Below are 17,004 nucleotides of genomic sequence, written 5' to 3'. Positions count from 1 at the left end.
ACTTAAATATTCATAAGTAACGTTAAAGCTATGAATTTTTGTAAGAAATCTATTGCAAACCAGTTGCGATCGCTTCAAATTGCTGCCAACAAAGGTACAATGCACGCGGTACGTGAAAACATCCTTTCCATTTGCCACCTTTGAGGTTCAACAATACTTCCCCACGCCGATTGAGATAGCCAAACCATTCACCGTATTCTGCATCAGCAAAGTGTGACCAAGTGTAATCATGCATTTTTTGATACCATTCCCAGCAAACCTCACGCCCGGTTAGGCGATAGCCCATCGCTAATGCAACCAAAGATTCTAGGTGAACCCACCACAGCTTTTGATCCCATTCCAGTTGTTGTGGCGGATGACCATCTGCATCCATAAAGTAATACAATCCGCCGTATTCGCTATCCCAAGCGAAATTCAGAATATTTAGCACCACATCAATGGCTTGGTTAATAGTTTTGGTATCGTTTTTCCGACGCGCGATATCCATGATAAACCACATAGCTTCGATACCGTGACCTGGATTAATCAGCCTTCCCTCAAAACAATCTATGTGGGAACCATCAGGGGCAACGTTTTCGTACATTAGCCCCCGTTCTGAGTCGAGGAAATCGGTCATCACTTCGCGGACAGTTTCAGCTAGGACATTCTCTAATGTTTCCTTTGGCAGTAACCATTCCATTTCTAGAGTCAGGTTGGCTAAAATCATCGGTACAGCCAATGATTTCATCGGGCGTGTATCGGGATAGGTTTTATTATATTTGCCTTTCGGGTTATCTTTGCGGCGTAATACGTTGTTGTAAGCTTGCATCGCCACATCCTTTGGCCATTCTTCGCCACCAGCAAGTGCATATTGACTAAATGCCATCGCCGCAAAGCAATCAGAAAAGATATTATAAGGTTGAACCAGTGGTTTTCCTTCACGGGTGAGGGCAAAGTACCAGTTACCATCACTATCTCTACCATGTTGGGCGAGAAAATTAGCACCATTGCTGGCAATTTTTAGCCAGTTTTCGCGTTTTTCTAGCTGGTTGCAAAGCATAGAAAAAGTCCACACCTGGCGGTTTTGTAGCCAGATGAATTTGTCTGTATCATAAATTTTGCCTTCGCGATCGAGGCAAGTGAAATAGCCGCCTTGCTGCCAATCGAGAGAATATTTTTCCCAAAATGGGAGTACGTCGTTGAGGAGAGCGTTTTTGTAAAGTTCAGCGACCGCTTGAAAATCATACACCATAAATTTCCTCCCCTTTTATACCAAAACCAACAGCTTAACGGCGTAGCCCGTCGTAGAGATCGGGTCAGTCTCTTACAAGATTTAGCCAGCAAAAGCTATACTTCTATCTTGCGCCATTCTCAATAACCGTAGGGTAAGCATTATAGTATCAGCTCTACAAGTTTTTTAGATATGAGGTTGTTATGAGTCAGATTGAACGAGTTGCGATCGTTGGAGGAAACCACGGTAATGAGTTAACAGGAGTATATCTAGTCAAAAAGTTTCAGCAGTATCCTAATTTAATCAACAGAGGAAGTTTTGAAACTCTGGCATTACTTGGCAATCTCAAAGCTATTGAAGAAGGCAAACGATACATTGAGAAGGATTTAAATCGTTGCTTCACTAATCAAGGTTTACAAAATACCCAACTTTCAAGTTACGAAGATACGCGGGCAAAAGAAATTCAACAGATATTGCAACCGCAAAATCAGCCTTTTGCAGATGTAATTATTGATTTGCACAGCACAACTGCCAACATGGGTTTAAGTCTGATTTTTTGTGATATGCATCCTTTCTTACTTCGGTTAGGTGCTTATTTGACTTCGATAAATCCGATGGTAAAGATTTTTATTAATCAACAATCTAGAGAAGGTGGTTTTCTCCGTTCTTTGTGCGAATTGGGTTTTGTGATAGAAGTTGGTGCTGTAGCTCAGAATATCTTAAACGCCGAATTATTTCAGCAAACAGAGCAGCTTATGTATGCAATTTTAGACTATTTTGAAGGTTGCAACCAAGGTAATATTCCGCAGACAAACAGCAAGCTTACATTCTATCAATACATTGAGACGATCGATTATCCTAGAAGCGATGCCTACGACGGGCTGCACCTACGTGGAGAGATTCAAGCTATGATTCATCCCCAACTTCAGTTTCGGGATTATGAACCTCTGCATCCAGGCGATCCAATGTTTCTGACTTTTGCAGGAAAAGATATTCTTTATGAGGGAGCGTCTACTGTTTATCCTATTTTTATTAATGAAGCAGCTTACTATGAGAAAGGAATTGCGATGTATCTAAGTCAAAAACACGAAGAGGTAGTTTAATCTATTCGTCCTTCTAACCAAGCTTGTAAATCAGTCAAACTGGTGAAATCTAACAGTGCTTCACTCAAATCTGTGAGAACAGGCAAAGATAAACCAGAAATGGAGGATCGCATTTCCTCAGACAATTTTCCTAGCCGCTTAGTTAATTGTCGGGAAATAGCATTAGCCATCGCTTCTCGTCCTTCTTCTCGTCCTTCTTCTCGTCCTTCTTCCTTGATTTCTCGATAAACTCTCGTTTGCTGTAGTGTTATTCCTAGCATAGACTCTACCTCCGCTTGGCTCAATTGTTCAAATCTGTACATCATTATCGTCGTCACTATTTCTATTATGACGCGACCCTCTGCTAATGGTACTTCTTGATCAGTTCTTGTTAACAAATACCTTGCCTCTTCAGGTGCTTGTTCTTCCTTTATCGTAGTTAGTACCATCAGTGCCACCCATAAAGGTAATTGGCGAATATTCCCCAATTCATCCAAATACACCCGATGTACTTGGTTACTATTGAGCAATCCCCGATGAGGGTAAATGTTACTTTGTTCGGTATTGCGAGATGGATAAATTACAACTGCTTGCCAGTCATTAAATCTGGCGCGGTTGCGGTAGAAATATAATGAAGATTCAGCAAATACTCTTTCATAAAGCTGTTCATCCTTTTGAAACTGTACCTCACAGAAATATACAACTCCAGGAGTCTCGCTTTCTGGTAGGAGAAATACCCCGTCAATTTCAAATTTGGGTTCTTTGACAGCTACCGAATCAAATCGATAAGCATTTGCATTTGTCGGGGGATTTGTCAATAGTTCAAATAAAAGAGTGGGGGATTGTTGAAACAGTTTGTAAAAAATTGAGTCTCGACGCATGGAGCATTTTATCTGATTAAATCTGCGATACATTTAATCACATATTCTTGTACATCTAGCAATCCTGAATCATTCTTGAAAGGGACTGGGGATTAGGGATTGGGGACTGGGTTTGAAAAACAAGATCCCCGACATCTTTTACAAAGTCGGGGATCTGTGGCTTGGTTAAGCTTAGAGGTAATTGCTGTAAATACTCACCCCGCCAGCCGATACATAATCACTTTTCCTTTCCAATTTTCTTCTACAAATACCAAATGTTCACCATTTGAACGACGAAAAGCGCGGATACCGTAGGGGATATCAATCCAGCCACTTTCGCTACCAACTTCTGGGCCTGGTTTTAGCAGTTGTACTTGCACTCCCGTCTTGGCATTGTAGACATATACCTCTGCGGTTTTGACTGTCACGGCAAATACATAATCTCCCGCCACACTCATGGCCGCTGTAGACACTTCCCGTTTGCCGGTGGTGTCGTAGGGAATCACAATTCGCCACTTAGGAGTACGATTTCCTTTACTCCAATTGTCAAAACGGGCAATTTCAGATCCAGCAACTCCCGCATCATCACCGAATGCAGGGTGATCTACTGTAAAGCCTGACAAATACATAGTATCTGTTTCGGGGAAATATTCGATTCGCCGCAAGTCGTTAAATATGTTGGGAGTAGTTTGCTTTTCTATCGAACTATAGCTGTAGATGGGGTTGCCTTTAGGATCTATTCCCTGTAAAGGATAGTGTCGAATGCCATCTTCGGTTCGCAAAGCTTTCCAAACATCTCCTTTGCTGTCTACCCACCAGCCGCCGATATAGGGATAATCTTTGCTGGTATCATATTCATCTTTTTCAAATTTGCCATTTCCGTTGCGATCGCGCCAGATCCATTCTCCTTGTTTTGGTTGATGCGGTGGCCAATTTCCGGCGAGAAATGGTTTGTCTGCGCTATTAGTTCCGACAAACATTCCGGCTGGGATGGCTACTTTACCATCTGTATCTGGGTTAAAACGATATATTTGCAGAAAGCTGTTATACATATCTGTGAGGAACAAAAACGGCTTTCCTTGGATGCGGCGAACAAAGGTTCCATCTGGCGAGGTATGCAGACGTGGATCTTGAGGATATTTGAAAGCATTTAAAGTATAGGCTTTGTAAGTCCATTGCTTACCAGCAGGCTTGCTGTAATCCATCAAATAGTGTTCTTGTTTGGTGAATACATCTACACCATCAGTTTTAGGATCGGCATCTGCATTATCGACGAATATCAATCCTAGCGATCGCCACATTAGTTTTCCCGATGGCGAAAATTTCCGCAAATCTGTTCCCGACTTGTTGAAACCATTACTATTTATGTAGATATTGCCAGAAGCATCTGTACCAACTCCGGTAAGTCCGTAAAGTTTCAAATCTCGAACTTCACCAGGAACTCCTGCATAGATACCGCCTTTACAGCCAAAATTACCTGTTTGTACTGGCTTATCTTTGATGTCATAAATCAACATCTGCTGACGCGGCCCATTTTCTGCCACTAACAGCTTACCTTGATGATTAATTGCGATCGCACTTGGTTCAACGATATCTGCAATCTCTTGGGGCAATTGCTTTCCACTCTGGGAATAATGTAAAATTTTCGCAGGTTTACTACCATTTTTACTTTGAATAATCCACAGATTTTTTTGTGAATCAATAGTTATTCCTCCCGGATTAGCAACGGTAAAGCTGCGGAGTTCTTTCATCGTATCAGTATCATAAACACGAATCCGGTTAGCAGCAGAATCACTCACATACAACTCGCTTCCCAAAGTTGCTAATCCAGTAACTTCACTTTTAGTACTGGTAATCAACATACTTTTATCCCAGCCACGCCCTTCAGGAAACGGTGCAGGTTTTCCTGTCAAATCATAGCGTCTAACAGAATACCAAGTTGTTCCTTCTGGTGGGTAATCTTCTTTTGTATTGCCCCTCGAACCTTGAGTCATGGCAATGTAAATATATTTACTATTTGCTGTTACAGCTTTGCCACCACCACGACTCCAGCCGTGAGTATCCCCAAGAGCACCAATAATCTTACCATCTTTATAGATTCCTGCTTCTGTTCCCGCTTCATCCCAATGGCTGTTGGTATAAACTGTGCCATCAGGGGTAACATACATGGCCTCAATATTATTTTGTATCCGTAGATTTCCACTGCCAATAGTATTACCTATCCACGATGTTTTATAGGTAAGCGTGGGTGTTCCAGTTGTCGCCCAGTCTGTTGTAATGCCAATGGTAGTAACAATGACTCCAACAGTCAGACTGAGTAAAAAATTAAAAGTTTTACTTCTTTGTAAATATCTAGGTTGAGATAATTTTTTGATGTGCTGATTGAGCTTGCGACGGAGTTTTTCTAACTTCGCCAGTAATTTATTTATCATATAATTTTTCAGCTTTTAATTATTTATATACAAGCATTTATCATAAAATCCGTACAAAAATATAACTATTTTTAACTTGACAATATGTAGATTGTGTAAGGACATTGCATCTAAAATTTTTGATTAATCATTAATATTTAATCATCGTATTATTTTTTACTTCTTTGTAAATATAAATGGTAAATATTAATACAAAATTATTTGACATCAATTTATTATTGGTACTTTTTTCCTTACCCTATATACCTCTCACCTTCCTTGACTTACAGGTATCATATATGTCGTGGTCGGTACTCTCTAGTTAAGAAAAACACAGACTTTAATTCCTTGTTGACGTTGGCAGATAAATAGTTTATAAATTGGTGTTCTATAAAAAATATGATTGCTAATGTGTATTCGTAAGTTATTGTGATTTAGGTTTTGATAAAACACGTTTGATAAAAAAATAGATATTTTTTATCTGCATCGGAAGCATGAGATTTTTATATTATTCAAAAATACTCAAAAAATTATAGGACACACATTAAATGGAAAGTAAAAAAAATAATTTGGATTCATCCTCTGCATCTATTCTCACTCTAGGATTAGGCTGGTTTCCCAAAAGTCCTGGAGGATTAGAAAGGTATATTTATGAACTAACCCATAAATTAGCAGCAAATAAAGACCAGATTGAATTATGTGGAGTCGGTTTACCAGAGGATGAAATAAATTCAAGTATTAAGCTGACTAACTTAGCTTATGTTGATAGTCCGATTTGGCAAAGATTATGGTCAATTCGCAATAACTTTAAGAAAACAAGAACAAGCAAACCAGATGCTATTAATCTGCACTTTGCATTATATAGCTTTCCTATTTTAGATATTTTACCAAAGGGAGTACCAGTTACTTTTAACTTTCATGGCCCTTGGGCTTCTGAGAGTCAGCAAGAGGTAGTTAATAAAAATCTTAGTCTTTTGATCAAACACTGGCTAATAGAACAAAAGACTTATAATCGCTGCGATCGCTTCATAGTTTTGAGCAAAGCATTTGGTAAAATTCTACATGATAAATATCAAGTACCGTGGAGCAAAATTAATATTATTCCTGGTGGAGTTGATATTAACTGGTTTCAGCCAAATTTATCACCCCAGGAGGCTTGTGCAAAGCTAGGCTGGCCAACTAATCGCCGGATAATATTTACATCACGCCGCTTAGTACATAGAACCGGAGTTGACAAATTATTACAAGCACTGGCTATAATTAAGCCCAGAATACCAGATGTGTGGCTAGCGATCGCAGGTCGTGGTCACATTCAAGCCGCACTACAACAACAGGCTACAGAATTAGGACTAGATGACAACGTTAAATTTTTAGGTTTTCTACCTGATGAGCAATTACCTATAGCTTACCAAGCTGCTGAATTGACTATTATGCCTAGTCAATCTTTTGAAGGATTTGGATTAGTAATAGTTGAGTCTCTCGCCTGTGGTACTCCTGTTTTATGTACCCCAGTTGGAGGAATGCCAGAAATTTTATCAGAATTTTCACCCGATTTAATTACTACTTCAACAGAAGCCTCAGCCATTGCTGAAAAATTAGAGCAAGCACTATTGGGAAATATCCCCATACCTTCACGATCAGCCTGTCGCCAGTATGCAACTACACACTACGATTGGAATCAAATTGCCCAGCAAGTACGCAAGATTCTATTAGCTTAAAGAAATGAATTTAATAAATATTAGGGGCACTAGGTGGATAAAATTAGATAAAATCGAGGTTAAATGAAAATTTTTTTCCTAGACCAAAGTGGTAAACCAGGCGGTGCCGAATTATGTTTAATAGATATTGCTAAACCTTATGGCGATCGCGCGTTGGTAGGTTTATTTTCAGATGGAGAATTTAAAGATTTACTAAAGCAAAATCATATCCCAGTAGAAGTTTTGGCAACTGAAGCAATCCAAGTTCGCAAAGAAAGCACTTTGGTACAAGGATTAAAGAGTTTGGCACAACTTGCACCTCTGATTACTAAGGTAGTTAAAAAAGCCCGTGAATACGATTTAATCTATGCCAATACTCAAAAAGCATTAGTTGTAGGAGCATTAGCAAGTTTTTTCAGTCGTCGTCCTCTGGTTTATCATTTACATGATATTCTTTCCCCAGAACATTTTAGCCAAACTAATCTTCGCATTGCTGTTAACTTAGCTAATCGTTTTGCTTCATTAGTAATTGCTAATTCTCAAGCTAGTAAGATAGCCTTTGTAGAAGCAGGAGGACGCCCAGATATTATTGAGATTGTCTATAACGGCTTTGATCCAAAAACTTATCAAACTGATGAGTCTGAAATTAAGCAACTACAGCAAAAATTAGGATTAAAAGGAAAATTTGTAGTCGGACACTTTAGCCGTCTTGCACCTTGGAAAGGGCAGCATATTTTAATTGATGCTCTTGCTAAATGCCCGCCAGAAGTGACAGTAATTTTAGTAGGTGATGCACTGTTTGGTGAACAAAATTACGTCCAAAAGTTACACCAACAAGTTGCCCAATTGGGATTAGAACACCGCGTCAAATTTTTAGGATTTCGTTCTGATATTCCCCAGTTAATGGCAGCTTGTGACTTGGTGGCACATACCTCTACTTCGCCAGAACCCTTTGGTAGAGTGATTGTTGAGGCGATGCTATGTAGAAAACCTGTAGTTGCAGCCAAAGCTGGGGGTGCAATGGAATTGGTAGAACATGGACTTAATGGTTTTCTAGTGACACCAGGAGAACCCCAGGAACTTGCACAAGTAATTATCACCTGTCTTCAGGAGACAGAAATAACTGCAACTATAGCTAATAATGCTCGTACTATGGCTAGTCGGCGTTTTGATGTGGCAATTATTAATCAGCAAATTTCCCAACTGCTATCCCACAGATTTTAGTAGTTTGTCCCTTATAAAAGTTTGTAGTAAGGACTTTAGTCCTGAATTTTTAAGCACTTAAGTGCTTACTACAAACCCAGCAAAATTAATGCGATGAACCACTACTGGTCTATCGCATTAATTTTGATGGGCTGCAAGATCCTCGACTTCTTGAAGAAGTCGGGGATCTGACCACCGCTAACTCCTCAGAACTAATGCGATGAACCACTACGCTGAAAAAGGACGTAGCGTTACCAGGGCCCCCAGATAGCAAAGGTTATTCCTGGACTCTGGGTGTTGACAAACATCGTCTGACCATCGGGGGAGAAGCAGACACCGGCAAACTCTGATGTGTTGAGGGCATTCTTAGCAAACTTATAAAGACTGCCACTGGGAGTAATGCCCAGAATGTAATCCGTTCCATCCCCATCTTCACAGAGGAAAATGTCCCGGTTGGGGAAAACCACAAGATTGTCTGGATTGTCTAGCACACTAGAATTGTTGGGTTCAATATAGAGTTCAACGGTATTATTAGCGGGCGAATAACGCCAAATCTGCCCATTTCCAGAACTACTACCACTCTTGCAAGTGAAGTAGACATAACCACCGCCATAAAAGATGCCTTCCCCACCTGAAAACCTAGCGGCACCGCTGTTATACCCTGCTGTTCTGACAGTATCAGATGTGGGATCAGGATTGCTAATCTGTACCCAGTTCACCGCCCTAGGCGTATTTTTTGGGAAACCCGTAGCTGTGTTAATTCCAGACGACCCTATAATCCTTAAAGCGTATAGCGAACCGCCAGCACTCAGGTTGTTGCTTTGATTGGGAATGAAGCGGTAGAAAAGCCCATCACTCCGGTCTTCTGTCATGTAGATATACCCTGTGTTGGGGTCTACAGCAGCAGCCTCGTGATTAAAACGCCCCATAGCGGTTAGTGGGACGGGGGTGACAAAAGTATTTGCACTACTGGGAACTTCAAACACATAACCATGCTTCTTGCCGTTATTGGTTTCAAAAGTTTCCTCGCAGGTTAACCATGACCCTGAAGGTGTAGGGCCACCGGCACAGTTGCGAATAGTTCCTGCTAGGACACCCCGATGTTCTACCAGGTTGCGGGAAGAATTAACAACCAATTTAGTACAACCGCCCCTCCCATTTGTGTTGTACTTGCTGCCATTGGGAGCGCCCACACCATTGCCAGAAGTACCGAGTTCATGATTGCGAATTAGAATTGTATTGCCATTAGACCCGGCAAAAGCACCCATACCATCGTGACCACCCGGCACTAAGTAACCATCATTCATCGTTTGGCCTGTTTCGGACAGTCTGCGGTAAGTGAATCCAGCTGGCAAATCTAATACTCCGTTGGGGTCGGTCACTAAATTGCCGTAGGGGCCCGCAGCGATCGCAGGTTTAGCATAGAATGCTTGCAAAGGAGATAGAAGGACAGCACCTGTAGCAGATGCCCCTGCCAGGGTAAAAAACTGACGTCTCGATAAATTCAATGTATACTCCCTGATGTTTTGGATGAGGCTTAATTTGTTGCAAATAGCTAGCCTCAATTATCTAGGAAGAGTAAGTTTTTTTAATTAATAAGAGGTTAAAAAAAGATTATTCAAGGCATTGAATTAATACAAGTTTATAAACTTATCTCTTTAATGTTTTTTCTTCGGCGAGTGACTATTAATATTTAATAAGTGAAGCTCCGGTTCTATCGTTACATTTATGTAAAATTAATACAAAAATGACAAAGCTACAAATTGGCTCTCCATCAGAAACAATAATAGACGCTCACAAATACTGGAACGCCACTGGTATTTTTCTAGAAATAGGAGCAAGTTATAAGTTTGAAGTACAAGGAGAACAGTTTTGGTATGATGCCAAGATTAGAAGTGATGCAGATGGGTATACAAAACCGTGGCTACGTTGGGCTGAGATGTTCCGCAGAAAACCAAACGAAAACTGGTTTTCCCTCATCGGGAATATTGGCCAGTCTGGTGAACAAGAGTTCTTAATTGGGAAGAAATTGGAGAAATATAAAGCTTCTTCAAGTGGGGAGTTGTTTTGTTATGCCAATGATGTTCCAATAATGTATTTTAACAATCGTGGAACTTTAATTTTGACTATTACAAGATTGAGTTAATTGAAGAAGAATTTAGGTGCGATTCGTTGTGTGGCAAAATCTCGGTAATCAGCCCGTAAATAACCCATTCCATAACGAAAAGGCTTATGGTTAATAGCAAATATCCAGATGAGAGTAAGTGGATGTTCGTAAGGCAGGATAATAACGCACCTGACGGTGAAAAGCAAGATTGCTACTATGGCACCTTAGAAGATTGTTTATGGCGTATGCGTGTATGTATAGCTGATCAGCTTAATGACGAAGCCATGCGAGAACTAGGTTATACATTTGATGAAGTCAGTAGAGCAGAAATATGGTTTGAGGAGCAAAAAGATTTTTGGGCGAATACAGAGGATACTTCAAAAACGAGGCAATATGTAGCTGCAATGACAGAAAAGGCTGAACGAATTTTAGACTCTCTTCAAGCTAGAGTAAACGAGAAACTACAAAGGATCAAAACCCAGTGTCTAACAGCAGGAATTGTTAGTACTACAAATTGGTTTATTAAATATAACGGTAATGACAATGAGGGGTAGATGGTGCTGATGTTACCTAATGAGTTTTATTCTAGACGATTCGACGCGGACGATATACTTTAGGTAAACGTTCTAAGTTAGTGGCGATGAAGAATTTTGATATTCAGCTAGATGAAGAATATGCTCAAAAGCTTGCCTACATCCAACAGGAGGCTGACCAAGATACAGTAGAGGCAATTAAATCTTCGATTGAACTGCGCTATCAACAACTTCAGCAACAAAAAACAGATCCGTTAGCTAAACTCAAGCAAAGTAAATTTATCGGCTGTTTCAAAGGAGAAACTGACTTAGCTGCTAATTCGGAAACCATTGTGCGATCGCTAATGCAAGAAAAGTATGATCATCGCTGATACTGGCTTTTTCGTGGCACTTGGGAACCAAAACGATCAATACCATCAATTAGCACTACAAGTTTTAAATGCTCTCAATGAACCACTAGTCACTACTTACCCTGTAATTACCGAAACTTGTTACCTTCTTCTTGCCAGAGGAGGTGGTAACAATGCTCAATGTAGTTTTTTGAGAGAGGTTGCACAGGAAGCATTTGAGGTGTTCGACTTACGAAGTCACCATATTACACGTATGGTTGAAGTTATGGAAAAATATGCAGATTTGCCAATGGATATGGCAGATGCTTCTCTGGTTGTTTTAGCAAAACATCTGGGACATGGACGGATTTTGACGCTTGATAAACGAGACTTTAATACCTATCGTTGGAATAACAGCAATCCTTTCAATAACTTGCTGCTGAATTTTGAATAAGGTTTGCAAAAGTCGGGAAAAAAGTCGGGTTCACAGAATCTTATCCGAAAACTCCAGCAGTATAACTGTAAAGTGATTTATAGTTGTCCCTAAAATCTGAACTACCCTTGTCGTTACACAATGGACGCTGAAGCAGCATTAGCATGGTTAGATGCCACAATTCCCCCTCAGACTGGGGAACGGTTGAGCGATTTGCAAAAAGTGATTCTTGTGCAAGTTTGGTTGGGTAGAAAATACTTAGATATCGCTCATTCTTACGGTTGTACGGAAGGACACGCCAAGGATGCTGGTTCTCAGTTATGGAAGCTGCTTTCTAAAGTCTTGCGAGAAAAAATTACCAAAAGTAATTGTCGCGCTACTTTGGAACGGGTTCTGAGAAAAACTACTGCGATATCATCCAGTCTGATTGATTACTCGCGATCGCCCCAACCCACCCCAAAATTAGAGGATACCAATTTTATTGGACGAACAGCTGCGATCGCTCACCTGAATAATTTGGTAAATCAGGGATCGAAAGTGATTGTTATCCAAGGTGAGGGAGGTTTAGGGAAAACTACTCTAGCGCAGCAATATCTCCAAACTCAGGGGTTTGACTTGGTTTTGGAACTGCTGATGGCAAAGGAAACGCAGAATATCACCCCCGCGGAACGAGTAGTAGAGGAATGGCTCAAACAAGATTTTGATCAAGAACCTGGGGTAGAATTTGGCGTAACTTTAGGAAGACTCAAGCGCCAACTGCACAATCGGCGGATTGGGGTGTTAATCGACAATCTCGAACCTGCATTGGATCAACAAGGTGGGTTGATTGCTTCCCACCGCAACTATGTAGAACTATTGCGGGTGTTGGCTGATGCTAGGGTGCAATCTGTTACCTTGATTACTAGTCGCGATCGCCTTTGTGAACCTGGCCTAAATGTGAATCACTATCGGCTTCCTGGTTTAGATGAAAGCGCATGGCAACAGTTTTTTCACAACCGTGGGTTAACTATCAACTCGTCAACCTTGCAAATCATGCATCGCACTTATGGCGGTAATGCGAAAGCAATGGGAATTCTCTGCGGTTCAATTCAGGAGGATTTCGACGGTGACATGGTTCTTTATTGGCAAGAAAATCATGCTGATCCTTTAGCAGCAACCGACTTAAAAAATTTAGCCGTTAGTCAAATTAATCGTCTGCAAGCCCTCGACCCCCAAGCATATCGCCTACTTTGCCGTTTGGGATGTTATCGTTACCAAGATATACCCACCATCTCATCACAAGGGTTGTTTTGTTTACTGTGGGATGTCCCACCTGATCAACATCGCCAAATCATCGTCTCCTTGAGAAATCGGTCTTTAGTGGAGTGTGATAAAGGTGAATACTGGCTGCATCCTGTGATTCGGAAAGAAGCGATCGCACGTTTACGTCCCAGCGATGAATGGGAAATTGCCAACCACAAAGCCGCAGAATTTTGGACAGTTAGTATTAAACAAATTGAAACCTTTAAAGATGCTTTGCAAGCTTTAGAAGCATATTATCACTACATAGAAATTAACGAATTTGAGTTGGCAGGAAAGGTCATTTTAAAAAGTCGAAATAATCAATGGCAACAGTTTTTGCCTCTTGGCAGTACGTTGTATCGGATGGGTTTAATTCAACCGATACTTGCGGCAATTAATCAAGTTGTTAAAAAACTCGAAAATGACCAAAATCTCAGCGAACTTTATAATATATTAGGTGATTTATATTGGATAACAGGTAAGATTAGTCAAGCGATCGCCTGTCAGGAAAAGACTATTACTCTGGCAACCCAAGCACTCAAATCACTTATACCTCAGCCAGAAAATAAACATACAGTTTACTATCTGAGGATGCTAGAAGTAGATTCTTTATTAAGTATTGGTCTTTACCAAATAGATTTGTGGGAATTAGAGGCAGCCGCAAAGTTGTTTCAACAAGTAATTTACCTGGCTCAAAATACCGAACATCATCGCTGGGCAGAGAAAGCTTCAGTCTGTTTAGCTTTAGTATATTCTTATTCAGGTTTGCGTGATGCCTCATATCAATTAGCAGATGTAGCTTATCAAAATATTACGAATGTAAGATTGGTGGAACAGACTGGAAGATTTGTCTATTTCATGCAAATTTTGGGTCAAACCTATGTCAATTTAGGAGACTTTTCCCAGGCTAATCAAATATTCCACCAAGCCTTGATATTTGCTGAAGAAAGTCACTATATGCAGGTAAAAGCCAAAACACTCAATGGTTTAGCAGAAATCCATCGGCAACAAACAGATTTTGCATTAGCTCTTGCTAATCATACAGAAGCAATCGAACTTTTGGATAAAATAGGTGCAAAATGTGATCTAGCAGAAGCTTATTTTCAATTGGGTTTAACTAATCAAAAGATGGCCAATCCTGATGAAAGTCAAATGAATTTTAATAGAGCAATTCAGCTATTTACTGAAATCAAAGCACCGAAACAAGTTGAAAAAATATTCAACTTGCGGTGCTCAAATTTGTGTCACACTAATTGAGTGACGTAGTGCAATACCAATTTATTAATGGCGACTGTAGGAATCCTCAAATTGGGTTTTGAGTCTCTGAGCCATAACTGCCAAAATAATTAATGCTACAGCAGAAGACACCGCTGCTATTTTTATTCCAGAAGCATCTGTAAGTATTGCTATAGCCGCGAAAGCGATCGCAACTCCCACGCAGCTTTGTTGTAATCGTTTGGTTAACTTATAAGCTTGGCTACAGGAATTACAGATAAGTGTGTGTTGCGAAAATCGGTCTAAGGGTTTTAAATGTTGACTATCTTCGCTACTATCAATATTTTTTGCAGTAGAATAACCTTGATAAAAAGGCAAAGACGAGCCGTATTTATCTAACCACTTGCGATATGCAACTACTAATACGTCTGATGTTTTGAGCGGTAAATACAATTCTTGTAAATTTTTTCCTAACCGCTCAATTTGCCCCTTTTGTTCAACAACTATTGGCATATCACCTTCCAATACTTTGTTGCGGATCATTATATGATCTACCCAAGGAGGCATTAACTTCGTCTTAAAATCAAAAAAGTTACTATAATTTCTGACGAGAACCCGACATCTATTTTTACCGAGGGGAATTGAATACAAAGCAGATCCCCAAAACTTGCTTTCATGTCCATTGCCAATTCTGTAAAGAACTAAACTGGGAGCAACAAAATCTAATAAATGCCAAGGCTGATTGGGGATTTTTGTCTTTCGATACCTTCCACGAATTCCTTGATGGGAACTCTCAAGGACTTCCATCTCTAGTGGTTGAGCTTCAGTGCGATCGCTAAATATGCCCTCATGACTAATAGGAATATGCGCTGGGTCAATAACGTTTTCAATAAAATAGCTTTGGTCATAAGGTAAGTCTCGCATGTAATCTAAGTTAAAACATCCCGGTTTATCCAAATCTGGTACAGTTGGTATTAACTCATCAACAGCTGTTTCAACTTCTCCAGCCCAAATCCAAATCATTCCTTGACGTTCTATAACTTTAAAAGATGAGACACAAGCACTAACAGGAATTTTCGCCTCTGTTGCTAACTGAGGAATATGCAAACATTGACCATCTTGGCCAAATTGCCAACCATGATATAAGCACTCTATTCTACCGTCAATAATTTGTCCATCAGATAGTCTAGCTGCACGGTGGGGACAACAATCTGTTAAACAAATAATCTCTCCATCTGTGTTTTTAAATAAAACAAAAGGTTCATCATATAGCGAAAAGCTATAAGGGCGATTTAGAGGCAAGTCTTGCAGCAAACATACAGGATACCAACATTTTCTCCAATTAAATTCTGATTGAGATTCAAGAGTCTCGAAAGCAGAATTTATTGATGTCACCTGTATTTGTTTTATTTCTAATGTCATAGTTTTCTCCAGAGTTCTATTAGTCTATGTCCTCAGAAAGAATTATCCCAATTTTGTAGCCGTGGCTGCATTTGTTAGTAATCTAAGTTTTATCTACTAAACTTTTCTAAGATTAACAGCACAAATTAACCATCACCATATTTCCTAGTGAGGTGTTTATACTTAATTTTCTGCAATTACAGCAGTTTTCTTTTACATGAAGTACAAAGTTATGAGGCAGGAAGCAGGAAGCAGAAACTCTTTGTGTCTTATTTTGAGTCCTGCATTTTGTACTTGATTTACTTGAAAACTGCTGTAACTTACTGAAGAGTATCTCAAATACTTCTTCTACATTCAATTTTTTAGGAATATTTACAACCCACCTTCGGCGTCAAGAAAGGTGAATTTGCTGACAAAAAATTAAATAATACGCTTTTTAAAACGGACGAGTCAGTAGGATCGTTCCCCTACTGTTAAACATCTATAGTCGAATGGCACTAAGTTAACGTGAGTTTGACAAGTCTTATTTGACCTCTCCCCCAACCCCTCTCCGACACGGAGAGGGGAGCAAAAAGCTTTCCATCCATAGTCTATGTCTTAAATATGATTGCCTACAGCTATAGTAATTCTTTGCTCAACCATTCCTCCCATTGTTGAGCAGCTTTGTCGCGTTCTGCCTGTGGCCCTACGGGATCATAACTTCCTAAACTCTGCCATAACTGATTCCAGTCTTGCCCTTGGGGTAATTTACTCACCACAGCTTTAACAATCAAAAAAGCCCGTTCACGAGTCAAATCATTAGGTGCTTTTAGCAAAGGAACAACCAAAGGCAAAACTTCTTTCCCCCCCCGCATTAAAGGATACATCGAAGCTGTGTAGGGATTGTGCAGGATGTCAGGGTAATCGTCAAGGGTGGCAACCAAAGCGGCCAATGAACGTTTATCCCCTAATTGGTGTAGGGCGGTGGCAGCACGGGCACGCACTTCTGGATTAGTGTCATGGGTGGCTTGGAACAAAGCATCAGCACTAGTGGGGTCGGCAATTTCGCTCAGTCCTTCAGCAGCAAGCCGACGGGTACGGGGGTTGGAATTAGTCAAGGCTTCCAACAAAACAGGGGTAGCTTGTTTGCCTAAACGGATCAATTCACCCAGAGCTAAACCGCTAGTGTCTTGATCTGTGGAGTAGAGCCGTGCTTTGATCTGCTCTATAGGCGTCGCGGTAGCGTCTTGATTATTCATATAC

14 protein-coding genes are annotated in these 17,004 nt (G+C 40.3%); 8 read left to right on the top strand and 6 right to left on the bottom strand.

Translation table 11 applies throughout. From position 1 onward, the window contains the following. Window positions 1-49: 49 nt before the first annotated feature. Window positions 50-1,231, bottom strand: a complete 1,182-nt coding sequence (locus ACWATR_RS10355; RefSeq protein WP_460332004.1) for a n-acyl-d-glucosamine 2-epimerase — start codon at window positions 1,229-1,231, stop codon at window positions 50-52. Window positions 1,232-1,413: 182 nt separating this feature from the next. Between ACWATR_RS10355 and ACWATR_RS10350 the strand changes: the two genes are divergently transcribed. Beyond that, window positions 1,414-2,313, top strand: coding sequence for an aspartoacylase (locus ACWATR_RS10350; protein ID WP_460332002.1), 900 nt, complete (start codon window positions 1,414-1,416; stop codon window positions 2,311-2,313). Here ACWATR_RS10350 and ACWATR_RS10345 read toward each other — a convergent pair. Both ACWATR_RS10345 and ACWATR_RS10340 read right to left on the bottom strand, forming a co-directional pair. Beyond that, window positions 2,310-3,173, bottom strand: a complete 864-nt coding sequence (locus ACWATR_RS10345) for an Rpn family recombination-promoting nuclease/putative transposase (protein WP_460332000.1) — start codon at window positions 3,171-3,173, stop codon at window positions 2,310-2,312. The two genes, ACWATR_RS10350 and ACWATR_RS10345, sit on opposite strands and share 4 nt — an antisense overlap. A 194-nt stretch (window positions 3,174-3,367) precedes the next feature. Beyond that, window positions 3,368-5,584 carry an NHL repeat-containing protein gene (locus tag ACWATR_RS10340; RefSeq protein ID WP_460331998.1) on the bottom strand — a complete coding sequence of 739 codons (2,217 nt, stop codon included), beginning with the start codon at window positions 5,582-5,584 and terminating at the stop codon, window positions 3,368-3,370. Between the two features lie 527 nt (window positions 5,585-6,111). On the opposite strand from ACWATR_RS10340, the gene ACWATR_RS10335 reads away from it, so the two are divergent. Next, window positions 6,112-7,281 (top strand): glycosyltransferase family 4 protein, encoded by a 1,170-nt coding sequence (locus tag ACWATR_RS10335; RefSeq protein WP_460331996.1) that lies wholly within the window; start codon window positions 6,112-6,114, stop codon window positions 7,279-7,281. A gap of 63 nt (window positions 7,282-7,344) precedes the next feature. Beyond that, window positions 7,345-8,484 carry a glycosyltransferase family 4 protein gene (locus tag ACWATR_RS10330; protein ID WP_460331994.1) on the top strand — a complete coding sequence of 380 codons (1,140 nt, stop codon included), beginning with the start codon at window positions 7,345-7,347 and terminating at the stop codon, window positions 8,482-8,484. A 230-nt stretch (window positions 8,485-8,714) separates the two neighbouring features. Here ACWATR_RS10330 and ACWATR_RS10325 read toward each other — a convergent pair whose 3' ends face one another. Next, window positions 8,715-9,971, bottom strand: a complete 1,257-nt coding sequence (locus ACWATR_RS10325; protein ID WP_460331992.1) for an alkaline phosphatase PhoX — start codon at window positions 9,969-9,971, stop codon at window positions 8,715-8,717. 239 nt (window positions 9,972-10,210) lie between these two features. Between ACWATR_RS10325 and ACWATR_RS10320 the strand changes: the two genes are divergently transcribed. From ACWATR_RS10320 to ACWATR_RS10300, 5 genes are all read left to right on the top strand, one after another. Beyond that, window positions 10,211-10,609 carry a hypothetical protein gene (locus tag ACWATR_RS10320; RefSeq protein WP_460331990.1) on the top strand — a complete coding sequence of 133 codons (399 nt, stop codon included), beginning with the start codon at window positions 10,211-10,213 and terminating at the stop codon, window positions 10,607-10,609. Between the two features lie 86 nt (window positions 10,610-10,695). Beyond that, entirely contained in the window at window positions 10,696-11,124 is a 429-nt protein-coding gene (locus ACWATR_RS10315) for a hypothetical protein (RefSeq protein ID WP_181931648.1), read from the top strand. A gap of 86 nt (window positions 11,125-11,210) precedes the next feature. Beyond that, window positions 11,211-11,474: a CopG family transcriptional regulator gene (locus tag ACWATR_RS10310; RefSeq protein WP_460331988.1), complete on the top strand. Its 264-nt coding sequence runs from the start codon at window positions 11,211-11,213 to the stop codon at window positions 11,472-11,474. Further along, window positions 11,461-11,886 carry a type II toxin-antitoxin system VapC family toxin gene (locus tag ACWATR_RS10305; protein WP_460331986.1) on the top strand — a complete coding sequence of 142 codons (426 nt, stop codon included), beginning with the start codon at window positions 11,461-11,463 and terminating at the stop codon, window positions 11,884-11,886. Before ACWATR_RS10310 ends, ACWATR_RS10305 begins: the two co-directional genes overlap by 14 nt. A 120-nt stretch (window positions 11,887-12,006) precedes the next feature. After that, window positions 12,007-14,403 carry a tetratricopeptide repeat protein gene (locus ACWATR_RS10300; protein WP_460331984.1) on the top strand — a complete coding sequence of 799 codons (2,397 nt, stop codon included), beginning with the start codon at window positions 12,007-12,009 and terminating at the stop codon, window positions 14,401-14,403. A gap of 24 nt (window positions 14,404-14,427) precedes the next feature. On the opposite strand, the gene ACWATR_RS10295 is transcribed toward ACWATR_RS10300, so the two are convergent. Both ACWATR_RS10295 and ACWATR_RS10290 read right to left on the bottom strand, forming a co-directional pair. Next, window positions 14,428-15,783: an aromatic ring-hydroxylating dioxygenase subunit alpha gene (locus ACWATR_RS10295; protein ID WP_460331982.1), complete on the bottom strand. Its 1,356-nt coding sequence runs from the start codon at window positions 15,781-15,783 to the stop codon at window positions 14,428-14,430. 596 nt (window positions 15,784-16,379) lie between these two features. Continuing rightward, window positions 16,380-17,000 carry a HEAT repeat domain-containing protein gene (locus ACWATR_RS10290; RefSeq protein WP_460331980.1) on the bottom strand — a complete coding sequence of 207 codons (621 nt, stop codon included), beginning with the start codon at window positions 16,998-17,000 and terminating at the stop codon, window positions 16,380-16,382. Between the last annotated feature and the right edge of the window lie 4 nt (window positions 17,001-17,004).

The organism is Nostoc sp. UIC 10890, from assembly GCF_054786515.1.
The sequence above is the reverse complement of the archived record's forward strand: the minus strand, read 5'-3'. Positions and strand labels throughout refer to the sequence as shown.